Genomic DNA, 21,093 nt, shown 5'->3' on the forward strand with positions numbered 1-21,093 from the left:
CGGAGAACCGATGCTTGCCCCTCACCCTTTTGGCCGTGAAATCACCGCAGAGGCGCTGATAACAACCTTCAGTGCGCTGGCGCTGTGGGAAGACCGTTACCGCCAACTGATCATGTTGGCGAAACACTTGCCACCGCTGACGGCAGATCTGCGGCAAACGGAGATGGAGCTGAGCGGTTGCGAAAACCGGGTCTGGTTGGGGCACCAACTGTTAGCTGATGGGACGCTGCATTTTTATGGCGACAGCGAAGGACGCATTGTGCGCGGTCTGCTGGCGATCCTGCTGACCGCAGTCGAAGGCAAAACGCCGCAGCAGGTCTTAGCCATCGATCCCTTGGCCCTATTTGATAACTTAGGGCTGCGTGCCCAGCTCAGCGCCACCCGAGCCAGCGGCCTGGCAGCCTTGGCCGCCAGGGTGCACGCCATTGCTGCCAGCTATGCCTGACGTGCCGCCTTTGCCACCATCTTCTTCAGCGCGTGGGATACGGCAATAAAGCCAAAGGTCGCGGTGACCATGGTCGCCGCACCAAAACCGGCGCTGCAATCCATTCTCTTCGGCCCTTCTGCGGTACTGCGTGAGGCGCACACTGAGCCATCCGGCTGTGGATATACCAGCGGCTCGGTGGAGAAGACGCAATCAATGCCCAGCTTGCCTTTGCTGTTTTTCACCACGTTAAAGTCGTTCTTCAACCTTTCGCGCAGTTTAGCTGCCAGTGGATCCTGGATGGTTTTTGCCAGATCGGCCACGGCGATCTGCGTAGGATCGATCTGCCCACCGGCACCGCCGGTAGTGACCACCGGGATCTTGAAGCGGCGGCAATAGGCCAACAACGCCGCTTTAGGCCGCACGCTGTCAATAGCATCAATCACATAGCTGAAGTTATGGTTCAACAACTCAGCGACGTTATCTGGGGTAATAAAATCATCTACGCAGGTCACCCGGCATTCCGGGTTGATCGCCAGGATCCGCTCTGCCATCACTTCGGTTTTCGACTGGCCAACATGCTGGCGCAAGGCATGGATCTGCCGGTTGGTGTTGGTGACGCATACGTCATCCATGTCGATCAGAGTGATCGCGCCAATGCCGGTTCGTGCCAGCGCTTCAGCCGCCCATGAACCCACCCCGCCAATACCGATCACACAAACGTGCGCCTGGGCAAACAGTGCCAATGCCGATTGGCCATACAGGCGTGCCGTGCCGCCAAAACGCTGTAGATAGGCCTCTGAATAGGCTGTGCTCATCTTGCTTTACTTACCTTGGTTGCAAACGATCAGGGCCGGAAATCCGGCCCTCAATTTGTCAGGGAACATGTTCACCCGATCTAACCTAACGGGTAACCAACTGAGAACCACTCGAGGCGGTCAAAGGTTGATTGGCGCTGAACAACTGCGCCCCAGGGTTGCCGCCTTTCAATACCCAGACCCGGCCATAGTGATTATAGAACCCAGCCGAGTGGCCGGCTTCTGGGCCAATCCCCTGGTACATGTCAAAGTGCTGGCCCTTGATGGCACCGCCCACATCAAGAGCGACCATCAGGCGCATTTCATATTTTCCCGTGAACTTGCCCTTGTTGTCCAGTAAAGGGATTTCTGCCAGCAACGTGGTCCCGGCCGGGATCAGGGAACGATCGGAAGCCACGGAGGCTTTGGCAATCAGCGGTACCGCGCTGGCCCCTTTCACCGGAGCAAAAGGCACCGGGTGGAAGAACACGAACGACGGGTTTTGCTCCAGCAGTTCGCGCACCTCAGCTTCGCTGTGGGTATCCGCCCACTGACGAATCGCCTGCATGGACATATCAGCCTTGGCCACTTCACCGCGATCGATCAGCACCTTGCCGATACTGCGGTAAGCGTGGCCGTTTTTGCCGCTATAACCAAAGAACACCAATGGCTGGCCGTTGCCGAAATCGACATAACCACTGCCCTGCACTTCCATCATGAAGTTATCCATCAGGGAGTTGGTGTAAGCGATGATGTAACGGCTATCCAGCGCCCCAGAGTAAATACCGGCACGATCCGGCAGGCGGCGCTTACCTTTGCCTGGCATGCTGTACAGCGGGTAGCGGAATTCGCCCTGTTGGGTATAACGCGCCTGCAGCACCGGGGTGTAATAGCCGGTGAACTGGACGTTGCCATAGCTGTCTACGCCTTCCATCTGATAGGCGCTGAGGCCGAACTGGTTCAGTTGGCGCGTATCCGCCCCCGCCGCCATCCAACTCTGTACCGCCTGATAGGTAGAGTTATTGCGGTTAAACAGCGACGGCGAAGCGTATTTAATCTCCATCAACTGGTTGGAGTAATCCTGGCCGTTGATCGGGGCCCCCCTGGCATTGGGGCGATTCACCAACTCCAGCGACTGATCCAGATGACCATCTTTATACTGCTGCCCCCGGTCAGTCGGTTTTGACGAACAACCGGCCAGTACCGCAGCCACTAACCCACCGAGCAGGTATTTGCCCCAACGTCCTTTCATTGCACACTCTCTCAGACTGATATGTTCCATACCCAATGGATACGGGTAAACTGGCTGAACGATAACAAACGGCTATAGATAAAGGAATCGCTACCGCTAAAAATTCCCAGCCAGATGATTATGATGAAAAAAAACGCAAATTGGGGACTAATTCAGCATAAAAATGGCTTTCGATGAATTATATGCAAAAAGGGTTTGCAACAAAATGCCTGGAGAGTATAGTGCGCTTCCATCGGACGCGGGGTGGAGCAGCCTGGTAGCTCGTCGGGCTCATAACCCGAAGGTCGTCGGTTCAAATCCGGCCTCCGCAACCAACCGATACTGTGATAACGGTATCAAAAATGTGTTGGATTCGATGAAAGAAAAGGTATTATACGGACGCGGGGTGGAGCAGCCTGGTAGCTCGTCGGGCTCATAACCCGAAGGTCGTCAGTTCAAATCTGGCCCCCGCAACCAACCGATACGGCAATGGCGGTATCACATGAAGGGTTGGTTCGATAATATCAGTATCAAGACGGACGCGGGGTGGAGCAGCCCGGTAGCTCGTCGGGCTCATAACCCGAAGGTCGTCAGTTCAAATCTGGCCCCCGCAACCAATCTTGATAACATCAGACAAGCACCTTAACGGGTGTTTTTTTGTATCTGAATTTCCCCTACCTTACCCATTTACTCCGCAGCCCCTCCTTGGGCTACGCTGGGTTTAACGTCTTGCCAATGCGCCGCCGTTGGCGAAATAGGCTTTGATCCCGGCCAGAATAGACTCCGCCACCTGCTGCTGAAAATGGCTGGTGCGCAGCTTGCGCTCTTCTTCCAGATTGCTGATAAACGCCGTTTCCACCAGGATCGACGGAATATCCGGGGCCTTCAATACGGCAAAGCCGGCCTGATCGACACGATTCTTGTGCAGGCGGTTAATTTTACCCATCCGGTTCAGCACTTCCTTACCGAACTTCAAACTGTCATTAACGGTGGCGGTCTGCAACAGATCAAACATGGTGTGATCCAGGTAGCGATCGCCACTCTTGCTGACCCCGCCAATGTCATCGGCGGCGTTCTGGGTTTGCGCCAGAAACTTGGCGGCGTTGCTGGTTGCCCCTTTGGTGGAAAGCGCAAACACCGAGGAACCGCGGGCTGCACCGTTGGTAAAGGCATCGGCATGGATCGAGACAAACAGATCGGCCCTCTGCTTACGCGCTTTGGCTACGCGCACCTTTAATGGGATAAACACGTCTTCATTGCGCGTCATAAACACTTTCATGTTTGGTTCGCGTTTGATCAGCGCACTGAGACGACGGGCGATCTGCAACACGATATCTTTTTCACGGGTTTTATTTTTGCCGATGGCCCCCGGATCTTCACCGCCGTGCCCAGGATCGAGCATGATCACAATAGGCCGATCGCGCCCAGCCTTACCGGCCTGCGGTGCTTCTGCCGGTAACGATCGCGCCACATCGCCCTTATTGTAATCTTCCAGCAACGCCAGCAGCGGATCATACTCTTCACCGCTGCCCGCTTTGGTAGGATAAAGATCCATCACCAGACGGTTGCGGTATTCGGCAACGGGTGCCAGGGTAAACATATTCGGGCTGACACTTTGCTTGAGTTCCAGCACCAGCCTGACGGTATTCTTATCAAACTGACCCACCCGCGCCTGTTGCAGATAGGGATCTTCTTTGCGCACCTGCCCGGCAATACCTTTAAGCACGCTATTTAGCTGTACCCCTTCCACATCCACCACGATGCGGTCTGGATTGGTCAGGGCAAACTGTTTGTATTTCAATGGGACATTGGATTCCAACGTGACTCGGGTATAGGTCGAGGAAGGCCAGACACGGACGGCAATCACATGAGAAGCAGCGGCGAAACCAACGCGACTCACACTCAGCAACCAGGTTGCGGCAACCCCCTGCAACAAACGACGGCGACCCAGATTGTGATTAGAGTTAGGCATGCGGCTCCGGTAAAAATAACGATTAAAAAAACAGCAAAAAAAAACAATGGCAAAAACTTTACCCAATCCATTCACCGCTGTCATCAGAAAATCTTTTTATGATCTTTCAATTTATTAATCAGTTAGCGCATTTGGCTGAAAAAAACCTCTCATTTCCCGCTTGCCTTTGGTGCTATAAAAGAATAAAAATACAAAAATACCGTATAAATATGCAAAAGAGGTCTTGCCGTGAAGGAACGTAGTACAGAGCTGGTGCAAGGATTTCGTCACTCAGTTCCCTATATCAATACTCACCGTGGCAAGACCTTTGTCGTCATGCTGGGCGGCGAAGCTATTGAACATGAAAACTTTTCCAGTATCGTCAACGATATCGGGCTGTTACATAGCCTGGGCATTCGTTTGGTGGTGGTCTACGGCGCACGGCCGCAGATTGACAGCAATCTGGCGCAGCATAACTACCAACCGATTTACCACAAGCATACCCGGGTAACCGACGCCCATACGCTAGAGTTGGTCAAGCAGGCCGCCGGTTTGTTACAGCTGGATATTACCGCACGGCTTTCCATGAGCCTGAATAACACCCCATTGCAAGGGGCGCACATCAACGTAGTGAGCGGCAACTTTATTATCGCCCAACCGCTGGGCGTGGATGACGGCGTTGATTATTGCCACAGCGGCCGTATCCGCCGTATTGATGAAGAAGCCATTCATCGCCAACTCGACAGTAAGGCCATCGTGCTGATTGGCCCGGTAGCGGTATCGGTAACCGGTGAAAGCTTTAACCTGACCTCAGAAGAAGTTGCCACCCAGTTGGCGATCAAGCTGAAGGCCGAGAAAATGATCGGCTTCTGTTCATCACAAGGGGTGACCGATGAGGAAGGCAATATCCTTTCCGAGCTGTTCCCCAACGATGCGCAAAAACGTATCGAGCAGTTGGAAGAAGCAGGTGACTACCATTCCGGCACCGTGCGCTTCCTGCGCGGCGCAGTAAAGGCCTGCCGCAGCGGGGTACGCCGCAGCCATCTGATCAGCTATCAGGAGGATGGTGCGCTGGTACAGGAGCTGTTCTCACGCGACGGGATTGGTACCCAAATCGTCATGGAGAGCGCCGAACAGGTACGCCGGGCCACCATTAACGACATCGGTGGGATACTTGAGTTGATCCGTCCACTGGAGCAACAAGGGATTTTAGTGCGCCGTTCGCGTGAACAGTTAGAAATGGAAATCGACAAGTTCACGATTATCGAACGCGATAACCTGACCATCGCCTGCGCGGCACTCTATCCATTCCCGGAAGAGAAGATTGGTGAAATGGCCTGCGTGGCGGTACATCCGGATTACCGTAGCTCATCGCGGGGCGAGATGCTGCTGCAACGGGTAGAGAGCCAGGCGCGCCAGATGGGGCTACAAAAGCTGTTTGTGCTAACCACGCGTAGCATCCACTGGTTCCAGGAGCGCGGCTTCACACCGGCAGAAGTCGACGTGCTGCCGATGCAGAAACAGGCTTTATATAACTACCAGCGCCGCTCGAAGATCCTGTTGGCCGATCTTTGACTGCGGGCTTCAGCCTGGGTGTGGTTAACCCTCTAGGCTGGAACACTAAAAAAACCTGACCTCACCAGTCAGGTTTTTTTACGTTAGCATCGCGGTGCAAACAAGCTCCTCCCACCGCTGTTACTTGCCAATCTGCAAGCGTTCAGCTAACCCGCTACGGCGCTGCGTAGGGGTACGGATAGCGCTTACCAACACCTTGTCTACCGCATACAGCGAAAGCCGCTGGCGTGCACGAGTAATGGCGGTATAGACCAGTTCACGAGTCAGCACTGGCAGAAAATGATTCGGCAGCACTAGCGCCGTATGGTCGAACTCCGAACCCTGTGATTTATGCACCGTCATCGCATAGGCGGTTTCATGCGCCGGTAAGCGGCTAGGCTGTACCGATTTGATGCTGCCATCCGGTAATTGGAAGTGCACGCGCAGTTCGCCGCCCTCACCGGGCAGGGCAATGCCAATATCGCCGTTAAACAACCCTAACGCGCTATCGTTGCGGCCAATCATCACCGGCCGCCCTAAATACCAACGCCCGGCGGGGCCAGGATTACGCCGAATCAAACCGGCACGCTGCAGCCCGCTTTCAATACGCTCATTCAGCCCGGCAACGCCAAATGGCCCTTCGCGTAGAGCGCATAGTAACTGGTAGCGACCAAAAGCATCCAGGATCGTCACAGCCCCCGCCCCTTCTGCCACCAGCCGCAGATAGTCGCGATAACCCACCACGCAGCTATCCAGCAGCCGCTGATAATCTTCAGTTTCTGCCAGTGGATAACCCGCCACGTCGGCATAGCTGCCGTTCAACGCTGCCAGGGCGCGCTTGCTATCGCCAGCATTCACCGCCAAAGCCAACTGACCAATGCCGGATTTGGCATCAAACCGGTAACTCTTGCGCAAGAGGCACAGGCTGTCGCGCACCGCTGCCTCGGTCTCCGCTGGCTGTCCTTGCAAAGGACAACCGGTCAGACGCGCCAACTGTGCCGCACGAGCTTCGCTATACCCCTGCTCGGCAAACCGGCAGATATCCCCCAACACGGCCCCAGCCTCCACCGAAGCCAGTTGATCGCGATCACCAAGGAAGATAACTCGCGCCTTGGGGGGTAAGGCGGCAATCAGCCTCGCCATCATGGGCAAATCCACCATCGAAGCCTCGTCCACTATCAGCACATCCAGATGCAGTGGGTTCCCCCGGTGATAGCGCATGCGCTGGCTGTTTGGCTGGGCACCCAGCAAGCGGTGTAACGTCGCCGCTTCCGTAGGGAATAAGGCCCGTTGCTCCGGAGTTAAATCCAACTGACGGCTAGCGCTTCCCAAGGATTCGGTTAGACGAGCTGCTGCTTTACCCGTAGGCGCAGCAAGTTGGATACGCAGACGCTCCCCGTCCGCCAACTGCACCAACGCCGCCAACAGCTTGGCAACGGTGGTCGTTTTACCGGTGCCAGGGCCGCCGGAAATAATCGCGATGCGGCGCGTGGCCGCTACCGCTGCGGCAATTTTTTGCCAATCAGGTTCATCCGTAGCCGCGCCAAATAACCGATCGAGAATAGTGCGTAGCTGTGCCTCTTCAAGTTCCTGTGGCACGCTGTCGCTACTGATAAAAGTGGCGACATCACCTTCGCTCTGCCACATGCGTTGCAGATACAGCCGCTGCTGTTGCAGCACCATTGGCGTTGCGGTACTGCCATCGCTAATCGCTGGCGAGACCGCCAGACGCTGCTGCCAACTCGCCACGTCCGGTTGCCCGCAGGCCTGCCAGGCAGCCAAGGCCAACCCCGGCTGGCGGCCACCAAACAGATTCTCCGGCAATAGCTGTTCGAGCAACAGACAAACGTGGCCCGCACCGGCCTCCGAGCTCAGGCAGGCGGCGGCCAGCAGGATATCCGGTTCATCATCGTTGGCGACCACCTGGGCAAATTGCACGTCCAGCGGGCGCAAGGCGCCCAGTGCCAACGCCTGATGCAAAATCTCAATCATTGCCCATCCTCAACGTCGACAGTTTCACCGCTAAACAGACGATCCATTCCTTCAATCAGAGCGAACTCTGGACAGCAGGCAAAAATACCGTTCCCCGCATGTTCGGCATCCACCCCACGTAAAAACAGATAAATCACTCCGCCAAAATGGCGCTGGTAATCGTAATCTGCCAGACGATGCCCCAGATAGCGGTGCAGTGCCAAGGTATAGAGTTGGTATTGCAGATCGTAACGGTGTTCCGCCATCGCCCGCGCCATCGCATCTTGGGTATAGGCACTGCTGTCTTCGCCAAGCCAGTTGGATTTGTAATCCAGCAGGTAGTATTTACCCTGCCAGCAGAATACCAGATCGATAAAGCCTTTCAGCATGCCCTGAACCTGTTGGAAATCCAGCGCCGGGCAGCCAGCAGAAAGAGGATCGTAGCGTTTTACCAACTCATCCAGCTGCTGCGCTTGCAGCAGGCCACCGATTGGCAGATAGAACTGTAATTCTGCCTGCCTGGTTTCCGCCGGTAAGGCGGAAAGCGCGACGCCGCTGCTATTAAGCGGCGCATTCAGCAGCACCTGCATCCAGCCGGATAATACCGGTAACCAATGCTCCTCCAGCCCTTGCTGTTGTAACTGCGCCAACAGCCACTGTTCATCTAACGGCTGAGTAAAATCCAGCGCCTCAAACAGGCTGTGCAGGAAAGTTCCGGGAGCCGCACCGCGCGGGAAAGTATGGGGGGTAAATGCTGGTGGTATAGTTATGTCGCCCTCGCCAACGGCATCAACGTCCAGGCGCGGCAATAGCTCCTGCATCCGGCTTGAGCCATGCTGTTGCAAGCCGGTATAGCTGGTTACCCGCCAGAAGTCCTGCATCCTGCGAGGAAACTGCCTGGCCGTCAGCTCTGCGGCGGTTGCCATCTGCGGCTGCCAGCTCTGTTCACCCGGCGCATCCACCAGCGACAGCGCAATGCCTTGGGTTGCCAACTGCTGCAGGCAGGTTTGCAGATAGGCCGCATCGCCTGCTTGCCCCGCCTGCACCAGATAGCCCAGTGCGCTGCGGTGCAAATCCGTATCGCCCTGCTTCTTGCGCGTACCGAGAAACAACGGTGCAATACCGATGCTACAGTGGTACACCGAACGGGTCAGCGCTACATACAGCAGGCGCAAATCCTCCGCCAGCCGTTCCTCTTCCGCCCAGGCCACGCTTTCTTCGTTGGCATTAAGATCCAGCAGGGCTTTAAAGGTCTGACGATCATGGTACAGCACCTGTTGCTGCTGGCGGAAATTCCCCACAAAAGGCAGCCACACCAGATCGAACTCTAACCCTTTCGACTTGTGGATGGTGATCACCTGCACCAGATGGCGGTCGCTTTCCAGTCGCAGTTGCTGATTGTCCGACTGGCGATTCGGCTGAGCGATCTGCTGCGCCAACCAGCGCACCAGAGCATGTTCACCGTCTAGCTGCGCCGTAGCTTCCTGCAGCAGCTCCCCCAAGTGCATGACATCGGTCAAACGGCGCTCGCCCCCTGGGCTAGCCAGTAGATTTTCAGCTAGATGCCGCTTGGCCATCACTTCACGTAGCATCGGCAACACGCCACGACGCAACCAGTGGCTACGATATTCATCAAACTCGCTGACCAAATCATCCCAAGCGGACTCGTTATGGTTTAGTTCGTCCAGCGTCAAGGCATCCAACCCCAACAGCCCAGTGGCCAAAGCGCAGCGCAGGGTTCGCTCCTGTTCGGGAGCCAGCACCGCCTGCAACAGCCACAGTAAATCTTTGGCTTCCGGCGTATCAAACACGCTATCACGGTTGGAAAGGTAAACAGAGGGGATGGCCAGCGCGCTGAGTGCATCACGCACCAACGCCGCTTCGGCGCGGCTACGCACCAGAATGGTAATGTCGGATGCCTGTACGGGCCGACGTTGCTCCCCTTTAACCAACCAGGCTTCTCCGGCCTGCCCGGCACTCAACCAGCCGCAGATCTGGGCGGCGCACAAGCGCGCCATTAATTGTTGGTAATCACTTACTCCGGCTCCATCCCCAGGTTGCAACCAGAATTGCATGGCCGGCTGCGGTTTATTCTGCCACTCGAAAACCAACTCCTGATTCTTCGCTGCGGCCGCTACCTCGATAAACGGGATTTGGCCAAACAGGAACGGCTTTTCCACTTGGGCAAACAGGCGGTTAACGCTGCCTACCATAGCCGGTGATGAGCGCCAGTTGGTCTCTAAGGTGTAGTGGGCACTTACCTCTGAGCGAGCCTTCATATAGGTAAAAATGTCTGCACCACGGAAGGCATAAATCGCCTGTTTGGGATCCCCGATCAGCAGTAGGCCACACTCTTCCCGGCCAACATACAGTTTCTGGAAGATCCGGTACTGCTGTGGGTCAGTATCCTGAAACTCATCGATCATCGCCACCGGATAACGCTGACGGATCGCCAGCGCCAACTGTTCACCACCGGTGCTTTGCAGTGCCGCATCCAGCCTGCTGAGCAGATCGTCAAAACCGAGTTCGGCACGCTGGCGTTTTTCCTGTTGAATAGAAAGACGTATTTCACTCAACGCCCGTGCCATGATCAGGTCACGCAGGGTCAAGGGTTCGGCAAACAGCTCATCAATCGCCACAAACAGCGGATGCCGCGGGGCTTCACCTTTTTTGGTTTTCTCCAGCAACGCCGATTGGCGGAACTTCTCCAGCTCTTTAGGTAACTGGTAATCTTCGGTTTCCTGCCCCGCCCATTCGCCCACCTTATTTAGCCAGTTGGGTAAATGTTTGCTGCTGTAGCTACGTTTGTCGACGCCAGACTGACTGATGAGCGCTTCCAGATCGGCCGCCGCTGCCTGCCATTGCGCCTTGAGGGCATCGATCCGCGCAACGATCTGTTCATGGCGCATCAGCACCGTTTCTTCATCTTTCGGTGGCTGACGCAAAGTGGGGGCTTCGCCATGCAGATAGCCCGAGAGATCGCTCAACAAAGCCTCTGGGCCGCTCCACTCCTGGCTAACCGCCCGGGCAACGCCCAGTGGTAATGGGTAGCAGTGACGGCGCCAAAAGTCGGCGCAGGCCTGACGGCGCAACGGCAGTTCGTCCTGCACCAGCGTTTGTTCAAACAAAATGCCCGACTCGAATGCGTTGTGAGTAAGCATTCGCTGACAAAAACCGTGGATAGTGTAGATCGCCGCTTCATCCATCTGGCGCTCGGCAGCCAGCAATTGCGCTGCGGCCTCGGGCAGATTGCCAATTTCCGCCATCAGCGCGGCAAATAGCGGATCGGAGCTATGCCCGCGTACGCAGGCAATTCGTAATCCGTGGATATTGCTGCGAATGCGGCCCCGGAGTTCCTCCGTCGCCGCTTCAGTAAAGGTAACGACCAGGATCTCTTCTACCGTGAGCGGCCGTGGAAACGCCGCTGCCTGGCCTAAGCCAAGCAGCAAGCGCAGATACAAAGCGCCGATAGTGAAGGTCTTCCCTGTCCCTGCCGAAGCTTCGATCAGCCGTTCACCAAACAGCGGTAACGTCAGTGGATCAAGCCGCTGAGGAACGCCTTTCGTCATGGCATCGCCACTTTACGAGGCAGCGTTTTTTGCAGGGATGAGGCGTTAGGATAGGTCACCCAATCCTCACCCGGCGCAGCAAAGTCAGCTTTCTGCTGGCTGCTGCCACTCACCTGCGACAACAATGCCAGCCCCTGTGGCTTAATCACGGCCTGATGGAAATAATCCGCCAGTTTGGCAGGCGTCAGAGTCTGAACCTGAGCGATCAACTTTTCGCGGGTATCGAAGGCGAAATTACCGCGATCAAAATCGCTACTGAAGCGGCCCGCTTCTTCACCCAGAGTCTGTGGACGCTGTTGCAGTTCATTGATCATCGCTTGCTTGTATTGGGCAAAATCGGCGCCACTCAACTCACGCAGGCGTTTTTCCGTCTTCGGATAGAAATCTTGATAGCGCTGGTAGAGATAGGCTGGCTGCTTACTGTTGCTTTGCAGCAGGAAACCGATGCCCCACTGGCGGCCAACCGGCATCGCAAAGGAGAACACCGCATAGCCGAGCTGCTCTTGGGTACGTAATTGGCTGTAGAACCACGGCTGGATGATCTGCCCCAGCAATGAGCTATATGCCATGCTAGTGACTTCGTCATATCCCGTTGGAACATACACGGCTGCCAGCGCCGAATCAGTGCTGCTGCCAGGGCGCTGCAAGTTGGCAAACTGGTTTTTGGCAATCACGACGTTTTCGCCATGCCACCATTCCACACCGGTACAACCCAGGCTGTTCTTCAGTGAAGAGGCCAGCGTGTCCACCTGTTGCTTGCTCATATTACCTACTACCAGCAACTCCGGCGTAGCCCCGGCCATCAGGCTGTCACGGTAAGCCAGCACGTCCTGCAACGTGATGGTTTTCAGCACTTCACGGCGTTCACTGCGCTCGGAATAAGGCACGCGGGACAGCATCTGTACCGGCTGGATCGCCAGCTCAAAGGCTTTGCCCTTCTCGGCGGAATCCAACTGTTCCAGATACCAGGATTTCGCCTGCTCCAACTGCTCTTGCGTTGGGGTAAAGCTGGAGTAGCCTTCAATCAATGAGGTCAACAACTGTGGCAAGCGCTGGGTAAAACCATTGGCGCTAAACATCAGGCCATTATTGGGCGTGGTAGAGAAGCTAATCCCACCCACCGAGGCCTGATAGCTCAACTCATCGAGCGAGATCCCCGCCAGATAATCCATCAACGAGAACAGCACCTGATTACGCGCTGAATCCATGGTTTTGGCGCTACGCAAAGCTACCGTCACATCGGCCTTGGGTTCATCGGCAAAATAACGACTTGGCATATACAGCACCCGCAGCCCTGGCTGGTTCACCACCATTTCCGGTTTGGTAAACTCATGTGAGGGCTTGTTCAGGGTAAAATCATCCGGAATATAAGGGTTCAGCCCCGGCAGAGAAAGCGCGATATCTTTACCCAACTGCTGCCATTTCGCGAAGCGTTCCGCGCTGATTTTCTCGACCTGATAAGGTGCATCAACAAAGTAAGCCGTTTTATTGTGCGGCTCATTCGGGCTGACAAACCAGATACGCGCATTTTGTGGCGTCATCTGACCCAGGCGTTCCGCAATGGCTTTAGGATCGTAGCGATCGGCCAGGTAAGGCGCATCCAGCGTATGCTCTACCGGCACGCGCAGCATGGTGTCCACCAGCCATTCGATGTAATTCATGTCGCGGGTAATCGACGGATAGCGGAAATCCAGATTCAGCACATGGGCGATCTCGTCAAAATAACTTTGTTTGATCCCTTCACCCTGCAGCATTTTCAGATAGCTGAAGATCGCTGCCACCACCTGGTCACGCTCCGCCAGCCCCTTGTCGGTCAAGGAAACGCTGATTGAGAACACACCGCCGTTGCGATCAACCATCGGGTCAGCACCCGCATTGATGGCATCTGCCAGCCCCTGCTTCTGTAACCAGTCAGAAAGCGTATTGGTGCTGCGGTTGCCAATCAGATAGCTGATATAAGTATCGGTTTTGCTACGAAACTCGGCGCTGTTGTTATCGATACGGAACTCGACCTTCAACTGCTTGCGCGGCTGCGCAGGGACATAATGAATGATGATGCCCTGCTGCTCCGAAGTGACCGCTGGCACGGTGATCGGCGGCACGTGCGCATCGTGGTTAGGAATGCGGCCGAAGGTTTTAACCGCCAGCGCCCTCAGTTCAAGCAGGGATTGGTTGCTGTACAGCACGCCCTTCATCAGGTTGGCCGAATAGTAACGCTGATAAAAACCAACGAGTTCTTCATGCAGCTTGCTGCCTGGTTTGTCCTGCAAAGTCTCGAGGTTGCCGCCAGAAAAACGTGCGCTAGGGTGAGCCGGATTGAGGGTTTCTGCCCCGACCTGCGCCATGCGCATACCGTCACGGGAGCGCGCCATCGTTAACTCGGCATTCACCGCGTTGCGTTCACGGTCCGCGTTGCCGGGATCCAAAATAGGTTCGGCAATGGCATCGGCCATGCGGTCGACAGCGGGTTCTAAAGCGTCATTTTCCACTTCCAGATAGTACGCAGTGCGGTAAGACGCGGTGCTGGCATTGTGGCTACCACCGTGCTTTTTCAAAAACTCGGAGAGGTTCTCAGGTTCTGGATAGCGCTTGGAGCCCATCAGCACCATATGTTCCAGGTAGTGAGCCAGGCCAAGTTGGCTGTTGGGATCTTCCAGCGAGCCTACCGGCAGCGCCAGGGCAGCCAGTGACTTTGGTGCCAGCGAGTCAGACACCAGCAGCACGGTCATGCCGTTATCCAGCTTGATAGCCTGATATTCACGCGGATCGTGATCGCTTTTGTTGATCTTTTCCGCCAGCGGTTGCCAGCCTTGTGCGGCCCAGCTTAACGGCGCCCAAAACATAACCAATAACATCAACCCGATAATGCGGGTCAACAGTCTGCGCATATCCAAAATAAACCCCTGTTCTCTGGCTGTCACGCCAACTCCCTGACGTTGACAGCACGGTGCAAAATGACACAACCGAAAGCGATGCCCAATGAAATTCAATTTCTAACTCAAAGCATTACGGTTTAAACACTCAACTCACTATAGCCCACATCGTTGGAGCACTGTTTACGCCCACTCTACAACGTATATGCCTATACGTTATGTAAGACCAGGCTTAACCTCAATGGTTGAGTATAAAACCATAAAATTTTTATCACCTCACTGCGACCTGTGCCACCGAGGGAATGTTACCCAAGATTATTACGCGCCACGGGCAACAGGTAACGCTCTGTTTCTTTCAGGATTTGTTCAAGGTGAACATTATCCATTTGGCGGAAAACGCGCTGGGTATAGGGATCTGCCCCTTCACCAGGGACCCGCTGATCGCCCTGCCAGGCTTGCAACAGCTTGGCACGCGCCTTGACCTGGACTTCTTCATCCCAATCTATCTGCTGCGTTTGCGCCTGATAACACTGGCTCAACCAGGCCCAGCCACTTTTGTTGAGCAGCATCAGCGGCTGCGACAGGCCACGGCGGTAGCCCGCCACTAGCTCCGCCAACTGCTCATGGGCCTCCTCGCTCGTAAACGCAGCGAAGCGCCAGGCGGAATTCTTGCTGCCAAACATGCGGCTTTCCCCAGCCCCCCCGACGCAGCAATACACCAAGTGCTCCAGCCAAAGTAAGATACCGTCGACGGCCGAAAGCGTTGCAGGCCGCCAACGTAGCAAGCCATCCTGCTGCACCTGATGCAGCCAGCCGGTGATACGCATACCCGCAACGTCGATGTCCAGCTCCAGGCTGCCATTCTCCTGGCGCTGTTCACGTACCCGTTCGGCCAGCTCCGTCATTTCTTCCTGCTGCTTTTGCCAGTAAATCTCACCGAAAGCCCCGTAAGGTAATCCCCCCGAAGCTCGCACCCGTTGGTATAACTTGCCTGCGTCCGCCCCCTCGATCAGCGTGTTCAGCAATTGGCTGTTGAACTGATAGCGGCTGAGGTTATCCAGCGTAAAAGGCTCGTCCTCCGGTAGATCGGTCTCTTCCAGAATAAAGTTAACGCCAAGACGTAGCTGGAAGAAGGCACGGATCGGATGGCGGTAAAAACGGAGCAGTTCATCAAGAGAAACCTGGGTTTTCTCTTCAGCCACCAGCGGTTGATTAAATTCCGGGTGCGCGGCACCACGGCCATCGGCCGCCGCCAACCATTCTGCCGCATAGCTTTGATCTTCGCTCCCCGGCAGGAAGTTTTCGGCAGCAAACGGCATGCGGGCATGGCGTTTAAGCAAGTGCTCACCGACTCTACGTGCGCTACCGTCCGCATCAAGCCCTTCATCACCGGGCAAACAGTAGCTTTGCTGCAGATATTCCAACAGTTCAGTGACCAATACCGAAGGATAGCGCTCACTGTTGTCCTGAATGGAACGGCCGATAAAGCTGATATACAACTGCTGCTGGGCAGAGAGGATCGCCTCCAGGAACAGGTAGCGGTCATCGTCACGGCGGCTGCGATCGCCCCGCTTAATCTGCTGCGCCATCAGGTCAAACCCCAGCGGAGGCAAGGTGCGAGGGTAGACACCGTCGTTCATACCCAGCAGGCAGACCACTTTGAACGGAATGGAACGCATGGGCATCAGGGTACAGAAGTTGATTTGACCGGCGAGGAAACGCTGGCTGATACGTTGCTGATCGAGCCGTGCGACCAGTTCATCGCGCAGCAGCGTCAACGGCACGGCATCGGGATAACGCGCCGCCAGGCCAAAGCTGGCCACTTTCTGCCACTGCTCTTCGATCAGCGCCAACGCCTCTTCCGTTTCGCTGTCCGTCTCAAAGAAGCTATTGAGCAGTTGGCGGCACAGCGGCAACCATTCGGCTAACGGCCGCTCTTCACTGAGGATTTGCCGCCAACGGCTGAGTTGCGCCAATAGATCGGCCAATTGCCCAGCCAGCTCGGCCACTAATCCACTCGACTCATCGTAGGGTAATACACCCAGCCAATCTCCAGCGTTACTGTCCATGGCGTAGCCCAGCAGCATCCGGGTTAAACCGAACCGCCAGGTATGCTGCCCGGTTGCGGGCAGATCCAGTTCACGCACATTGTCATCATCCAGCCCCCAACGCACCCCGGATTCACCAGTCCAATGGCGTAACAGGCTTAGCCCCTCTTCCTGAATCGAGAAACGCGCCGCTAGCGCGGGCACGTCCAACAGCGCCAGTACCTGCTCTGAGGTAAAGCGGCTTTGCGGCAGATCCAGCAGGGAAATAAAGGCTTGTAGCGCCGGATGCGCTTGCCTGACCTTGCGGTCGGAAATGGCAAACGGCAGATAGCGCCCGGCGGGGGCATTGCCAAACACCGCCTGAATATACGGGGTGTAGCTGTCGATATCCGCCACCATCACGATGATGTCGCGCGCGGTAAGTTGGGGCTCTTCTGCCAGCATGGTCAGCAACCGATCGTGCAGCACCTCGACTTCGCGCTGCGGGCTGTGGCAGGCATGCAGACTGATAGAGCGATCCTGCGGATCGAGCTGGCGTTTATTGTCACTGCGCTCCAGAGTTTCCGGCGTAGTCCCGATCAGTGCGTGATCTTCCAGCTCCAGCATGTCGTGCTGAATGGCGTGCAACAAACTATCTGCCGGGATCTCGACAAAGGCATCCACCTCCTGCACCGCCTCCATCTGTGACAGTAAATACAGATGATCGCGCCCTAGTTTGCCCCAGGAAGCCAGCAGCGGGTTACTCAGCTGTTGCTCGCCCTCAGCATCAAATAGTTGGGCTGCCTGTTCCGGCTGACGGAACAAGCCTTGCTCCCGTGCCTGGTGATAGTGGCGGCGTTTGCGGCTCTGCAAACGGGCCAGAAAGGCGTAATCCTGAATGTCGCCCCAGTAATAGCGGCAGGGGTTGGTAAACATCAGGTGGATATCAATATGTTTACCCAAGGCCTGCAGCGCTTCCAGGTAGATTGGCGGCAAGGCGGAAATCCCACAGATAAACACCCGTGGCGGCAACCCCGCAGGGCATTGAGTGGCATTCTCCAGGGTACTAATAAACCGGCGATATAAGTTGGCACGGTGCCATTCGGGCTGGCCCAGCTCGTGGGTATATTCCACTAGCCGATGCCACAGGGGAGCTTGCCAGCTTTGCGCCTCTGCCAATCCTTCTACCACCTCCCCACGCTGCCAACTCTCCAGCCACTGCGGGCGATAAACCAAATACTGGTCAAACAGGTCAGCAACGCGCCCGGCGAGCTGGTGGATCTTGCGCTTGTCGGCGTCATCAGTCAGGTAATGCTGTAAAGGAGCAAACTCGGGCCGTGTCAGCATACCTGGCAGCAGCCACATCAGCTTCCAGGTCATGGCATCTTTGCTAAAAGCGCTCTCTTTGGGAATGCCTGGTAATACCTTGGTGAACATGTCCCAGATAAAGGTCGCCGGTAGCGGGAAAACGATATTCGCGGCAATGCCAAACTGCTCGGCCAGCTGCATCTGCAACCATTGCGCCATGCCGGGGCTTTGCACCAGCACCACTTCCTGTTGAAACGGATCGGCCAAAGGTTCCCTGGCTATCAGCGCGCTGGTCAGCGTTTTCAGCAAGTCCAACTGATTGGAATGATAAACCGTAAACATGAGGCTCCTTGGAAGCGAAAAAGTGCATTACCGACTACTGGCTAAACGGCCCCTCACCCTAACCCTCTCCCACAGGGAGAGGGAACAGATCGAGAACACCTCGACCAATATAGAGAGGGATACCGATCAATACGACTGACAAACCTCAACCGGCTTACTACGTAGCGTTGCATACTGTGCCCATGCTACTGCCCGCAATACCAGCGGCTGAGTTCAACCTGCTGCTGCTGCTGCGTTTGTATCTTCACCGTGCGCCGCAGACATGAGCCTTGCGCCTGGTGGGTTTCGACTTGGTAGCGCCAATTAGGCGGTAGCGATATGGCAGGACTTATTTCGGCACCGGCACTGAATATTTCCAGCTGTTGGTGCGCCAGCGACCAGGCCTGTCGATATTGCCACTGTCGTTGAAAAGCCTGCAACAGCACCTGCTGATATTGTAACAGCCCGAGCAGCGAGACGGCGAACAACAATGCCGCGATCAACACTTCAGGCAGGCTGAAACCCCGTTGAGTTCGCCAGCCTGTCCGTTTATTCAGCACAATCGCTTTCCCGCTTTTCAGGGCAAAAATCCAGCCAGCCACCTTTTTGCGCTTTCAGCAGGTGGTCACCAGCCCCACCTTGTTGTGTAGCCAGTTGGTATAGCCACAAAGGCTCCGCTCCCGCAATATCCCCAGCCCCGCGCACCATCACCAAGCCGGTACGAGCCGAGAGCCGGGCGCAGGCCTGTAAAACCTCACCGCTCATCTGCTGGCAGGACCAATGGGTCGCCTGTAGAGACTCCCTTGGCCACGGCTGCGCCAGCCCCCAGCTTAATGCCGACGCCGCCTGGTTATAGGCCCGCAGGTAACGCTGCTGATCAACGGCCAGCAGTAGCGCACTGTCCAATTGCCGCTGCTGGGCAGTGAGCAGCATCAACCCCATCACCAGCAACAACATCACCGCAGCCAATGTGCTGCCCCCCTGCTGCCTATGCATCCTTAGGGTGCCTCCATGCTGACCGCCCACTCCAGGCGGCGTTCTATATTTGCACGCACCGTTGAGCGGCCACTTAAGGCAAACAACATCAAAGACTTGCCATCACGCCCCACAATGTGGCTGACAGAAAAGGACTCAATCCGTACCTCTTCCTGATCGAGCAAGCGTTCCCAGCCGCTGCCCTGACACTGGGTCACGCCGCTTTGCCCCTCCAACCCTCCGGCACGCAGACGATAACCAAAATACTCGGCATCGCTACTGCTTTCCCAACGCCCATTGCGGTTAAGATCGTAGGCCACGATCACACAGCTGCCCGGTGCTTCACCCGCCGCATGGCCAATTAGCAGAGAACGCCCCTGACACTGCCCGGCACAAAACCCGCTGCGGCGCAGGTCTTTTTCAATCCCGAAAGCCAGCTGGCGTAACACCAGATCCAACCGATAATGACGGCCCACATCAACCGTCTGCTGACGCAGTATCGGTAAGGTTTTCGCCGCCGCCAATGCAATAAGGCTGCCGAAAGTCATCGCCAGCAGCACCTCTGGCAGGGTAAATCCTTGCTCTAAGGTTGGCATAAGGGCAAGCTCCGGATGGCGGTTTCTTCACTGCACAGCCGCAGCCGCCCTTTGGCAGACAGCACCAGACGTATGCCGCCAGCCGGATTACCCAGCAGGATATGCCCGGCCTGTGCATTGTTGCGCACCCCATAAAATCCCATCTCCTTTTGGGTAAAACCTTGTAACTCCACATCCAAATGTTCTGGGATAAAGGCCCGGTCGGCTGCACAAGATGCCTCCTGCGGGCCACTACCCACGCACCAGACTTTCCCCTGCCGAAACCACAATAGAGCATTGCGGTTATGCCAATTGGCATCGGCCTGTAAGCGCGTTAAAAATGCCAGCAGCTGCTGGGCAGTCTGCTCCAACCGCAGCGCCTGTTGATAATGATGCCACTGGCTAACCCCCCAAGAGGTTAGCATCCCTGCCAGCACCATCACGATCAGCAGTTCGATCAGCGTCAGGCCTTGCTGGTGTTCGGGGTTATTTTTATATCGGTTCATACGGCGAGTGTAATCAGCCAGAGGCTCGATGAAAGGCTCCTTTTCTCAGGCTGGAAAATGATGCGCAGAATTTTTAGTTCGCAGGTAACAAACTGGGGGAAATTGAGTACGGCTTCGCATTTTTGGCAATGCGGCACGGACGCTAAATGCAGCGCCTACGTACAATTGGGATAGGAAAACGGTTGAGTGAGGGCCGCATGCGGCCCTCGACAAATCAGATAGCGACAGGAGCCTTAATCGGCGGATGCGGATCGTAGCCTTCAATCTCAAAGTCTTCAAAACGGTAATCAAACAGCGAGGCTGGCTTGCGTTTGATCACCAACTTCGGCAACGCACGCGGCTCGCGGGTTAATTGCAGCTGCGTCTGCTCCATATGGTTGCTGTACAGATGCGTATCGCCACCGGTCCAGACGAAATCGCCCACTTCCAGATCGCACTGCTGCGCCATCATATGTACCAACAACGCATAGCTGGCAATATTGAACGGCAGGCCAAGGAACACGTCACACGAGCGCTGATACAGCTGGCAAGAGAGTTTGCCGTCCGCCACATAAAACTGGAAAAAGGCATGGCACGGGGCCAGAGCCATCTGATCCAGCTCCCCCACGTTCCAGGCAGAAACAATAATACGGCGCGAGTCCGGATCCTGTTTCAGCTGTTGCAACACGGTGCTTAGCTGGTCAATCTGGCGACCATCCGCCGCGCCCCAGGCACGCCATTGCTTGCCATAGACCGGGCCAAGATCGCCATTTTCATCGGCCCATTCGTCCCAGATACTGACGTTGTTTTCACGCAGATACGCTACGTTGGTATCGCCGTTCAGGAACCACAGCAGCTCATGAATGATCGACCGCAGGTGACATTTCTTGGTGGTCACCAACGGGAAACCTTCCTGCAGGTTGAAACGCATCTGGTGGCCGAAAATCGACAACGTGCCAGTGCCGGTACGGTCGGCTTTAGGGGTGCCCTCGGCGAGCACTTTGTTCATCAAATCCAGATACTGTTTCATTT

14 protein-coding genes and 3 tRNA genes are annotated in these 21,093 nt (G+C 55.9%); 5 read left to right on the forward strand and 12 right to left on the reverse strand.

What is annotated here, in order from left to right; genetic code table 11:
- Positions 1 to 10: 10 nt before the first annotated feature.
- Entirely contained in the window at positions 11 to 445 is a 435-nt protein-coding gene (gene csdE / locus KAJ71_RS19150; RefSeq protein WP_248947174.1) for a cysteine desulfurase sulfur acceptor subunit CsdE, read from the forward strand.
- Here csdE and tcdA read toward each other — a convergent pair.
- Entirely contained in the window at positions 436 to 1,242 is an 807-nt protein-coding gene (tcdA, locus tag KAJ71_RS19155; protein WP_024484294.1) for a tRNA cyclic N6-threonylcarbamoyladenosine(37) synthase TcdA, read from the reverse strand. The two genes, csdE and tcdA, sit on opposite strands and share 10 nt — an antisense overlap.
- A gap of 85 nt (positions 1,243 to 1,327) precedes the next feature.
- Positions 1,328 to 2,473 (reverse strand): murein transglycosylase A, encoded by a 1,146-nt coding sequence (mltA, locus tag KAJ71_RS19160; protein ID WP_248947137.1) that lies wholly within the window; start codon positions 2,471 to 2,473, stop codon positions 1,328 to 1,330.
- A 237-nt stretch (positions 2,474 to 2,710) separates the two neighbouring features.
- On the opposite strand from mltA, the gene KAJ71_RS19165 reads away from it, so the two are divergent.
- The 3 genes from KAJ71_RS19165 to KAJ71_RS19175 all read left to right on the forward strand — a co-directional run bounded on the left by KAJ71_RS19165 (position 2,711) and on the right by KAJ71_RS19175 (position 3,069).
- A tRNA-Met gene (locus tag KAJ71_RS19165) sits at positions 2,711 to 2,787 on the forward strand.
- A gap of 65 nt (positions 2,788 to 2,852) precedes the next feature.
- Positions 2,853 to 2,929: transfer RNA gene (locus KAJ71_RS19170), tRNA-Met, on the forward strand.
- Positions 2,930 to 2,992: 63 nt separating this feature from the next.
- Positions 2,993 to 3,069 (forward strand) — tRNA-Met (locus KAJ71_RS19175).
- A gap of 104 nt (positions 3,070 to 3,173) precedes the next feature.
- On the opposite strand, the gene amiC is transcribed toward KAJ71_RS19175, so the two are convergent.
- Positions 3,174 to 4,424, reverse strand: coding sequence for an N-acetylmuramoyl-L-alanine amidase AmiC (gene amiC, locus KAJ71_RS19180; RefSeq protein ID WP_248947138.1), 1,251 nt, complete (start codon positions 4,422 to 4,424; stop codon positions 3,174 to 3,176).
- Between the two features lie 228 nt (positions 4,425 to 4,652).
- Between amiC and argA the strand changes: the two genes are divergently transcribed.
- Positions 4,653 to 5,978: an amino-acid N-acetyltransferase gene (gene argA, locus KAJ71_RS19185; RefSeq protein ID WP_248947139.1), complete on the forward strand. Its 1,326-nt coding sequence runs from the start codon at positions 4,653 to 4,655 to the stop codon at positions 5,976 to 5,978.
- 120 nt (positions 5,979 to 6,098) lie between these two features.
- On the opposite strand, the gene recD is transcribed toward argA, so the two are convergent.
- From recD to thyA, 9 genes are all read right to left on the reverse strand, one after another.
- Positions 6,099 to 7,949 (reverse strand): exodeoxyribonuclease V subunit alpha, encoded by a 1,851-nt coding sequence (gene recD, locus KAJ71_RS19190; RefSeq protein ID WP_248947140.1) that lies wholly within the window; start codon positions 7,947 to 7,949, stop codon positions 6,099 to 6,101.
- Positions 7,946 to 11,497, reverse strand: coding sequence for an exodeoxyribonuclease V subunit beta (gene recB, locus KAJ71_RS19195; RefSeq protein ID WP_248947141.1), 3,552 nt, complete (start codon positions 11,495 to 11,497; stop codon positions 7,946 to 7,948). The genes recD and recB overlap by 4 nt, the downstream gene beginning before the upstream one ends.
- Entirely contained in the window at positions 11,494 to 14,385 is a 2,892-nt protein-coding gene (ptrA, locus tag KAJ71_RS19200) for a pitrilysin (protein WP_248947142.1), read from the reverse strand. Before ptrA ends, recB begins: the two co-directional genes overlap by 4 nt.
- 290 nt (positions 14,386 to 14,675) lie before the next feature.
- On the reverse strand, positions 14,676 to 18,047 hold the full coding sequence (gene recC / locus KAJ71_RS19205; protein WP_248947143.1) for an exodeoxyribonuclease V subunit gamma: 3,372 nt from the start codon (positions 18,045 to 18,047) through the stop codon (positions 14,676 to 14,678).
- 185 nt (positions 18,048 to 18,232) lie between these two features.
- Positions 18,233 to 18,589, reverse strand: coding sequence for a prepilin-type N-terminal cleavage/methylation domain-containing protein (locus KAJ71_RS19210; protein WP_248947175.1), 357 nt, complete (start codon positions 18,587 to 18,589; stop codon positions 18,233 to 18,235).
- Positions 18,576 to 19,022 carry a YgdB family protein gene (locus tag KAJ71_RS19215; protein ID WP_248947144.1) on the reverse strand — a complete coding sequence of 149 codons (447 nt, stop codon included), beginning with the start codon at positions 19,020 to 19,022 and terminating at the stop codon, positions 18,576 to 18,578. The genes KAJ71_RS19210 and KAJ71_RS19215 overlap by 14 nt, the downstream gene beginning before the upstream one ends.
- A 2-nt stretch (positions 19,023 to 19,024) precedes the next feature.
- Complete coding sequence (locus tag KAJ71_RS19220; RefSeq protein WP_248947145.1) at positions 19,025 to 19,597, reverse strand: prepilin peptidase-dependent protein; 573 nt, start codon at positions 19,595 to 19,597, stop codon at positions 19,025 to 19,027.
- The gene (locus tag KAJ71_RS19225; RefSeq protein ID WP_248947146.1) at positions 19,585 to 20,082 is read right to left on the reverse strand and encodes a prepilin peptidase-dependent protein; all 498 of its coding nucleotides are present in this window, start codon (positions 20,080 to 20,082) and stop codon (positions 19,585 to 19,587) included. The genes KAJ71_RS19220 and KAJ71_RS19225 overlap by 13 nt, the downstream gene beginning before the upstream one ends.
- A 214-nt stretch (positions 20,083 to 20,296) precedes the next feature.
- Entirely contained in the window at positions 20,297 to 21,091 is a 795-nt protein-coding gene (gene thyA, locus KAJ71_RS19230; RefSeq protein WP_248947147.1) for a thymidylate synthase, read from the reverse strand.
- Positions 21,092 to 21,093: the final 2 nt, after the last annotated feature.

The organism is Serratia silvae (assembly GCF_023282985.1).
GTDB classification, from domain to species: Bacteria; Pseudomonadota; Gammaproteobacteria; order Enterobacterales; family Enterobacteriaceae; genus Chania; species Chania silvae.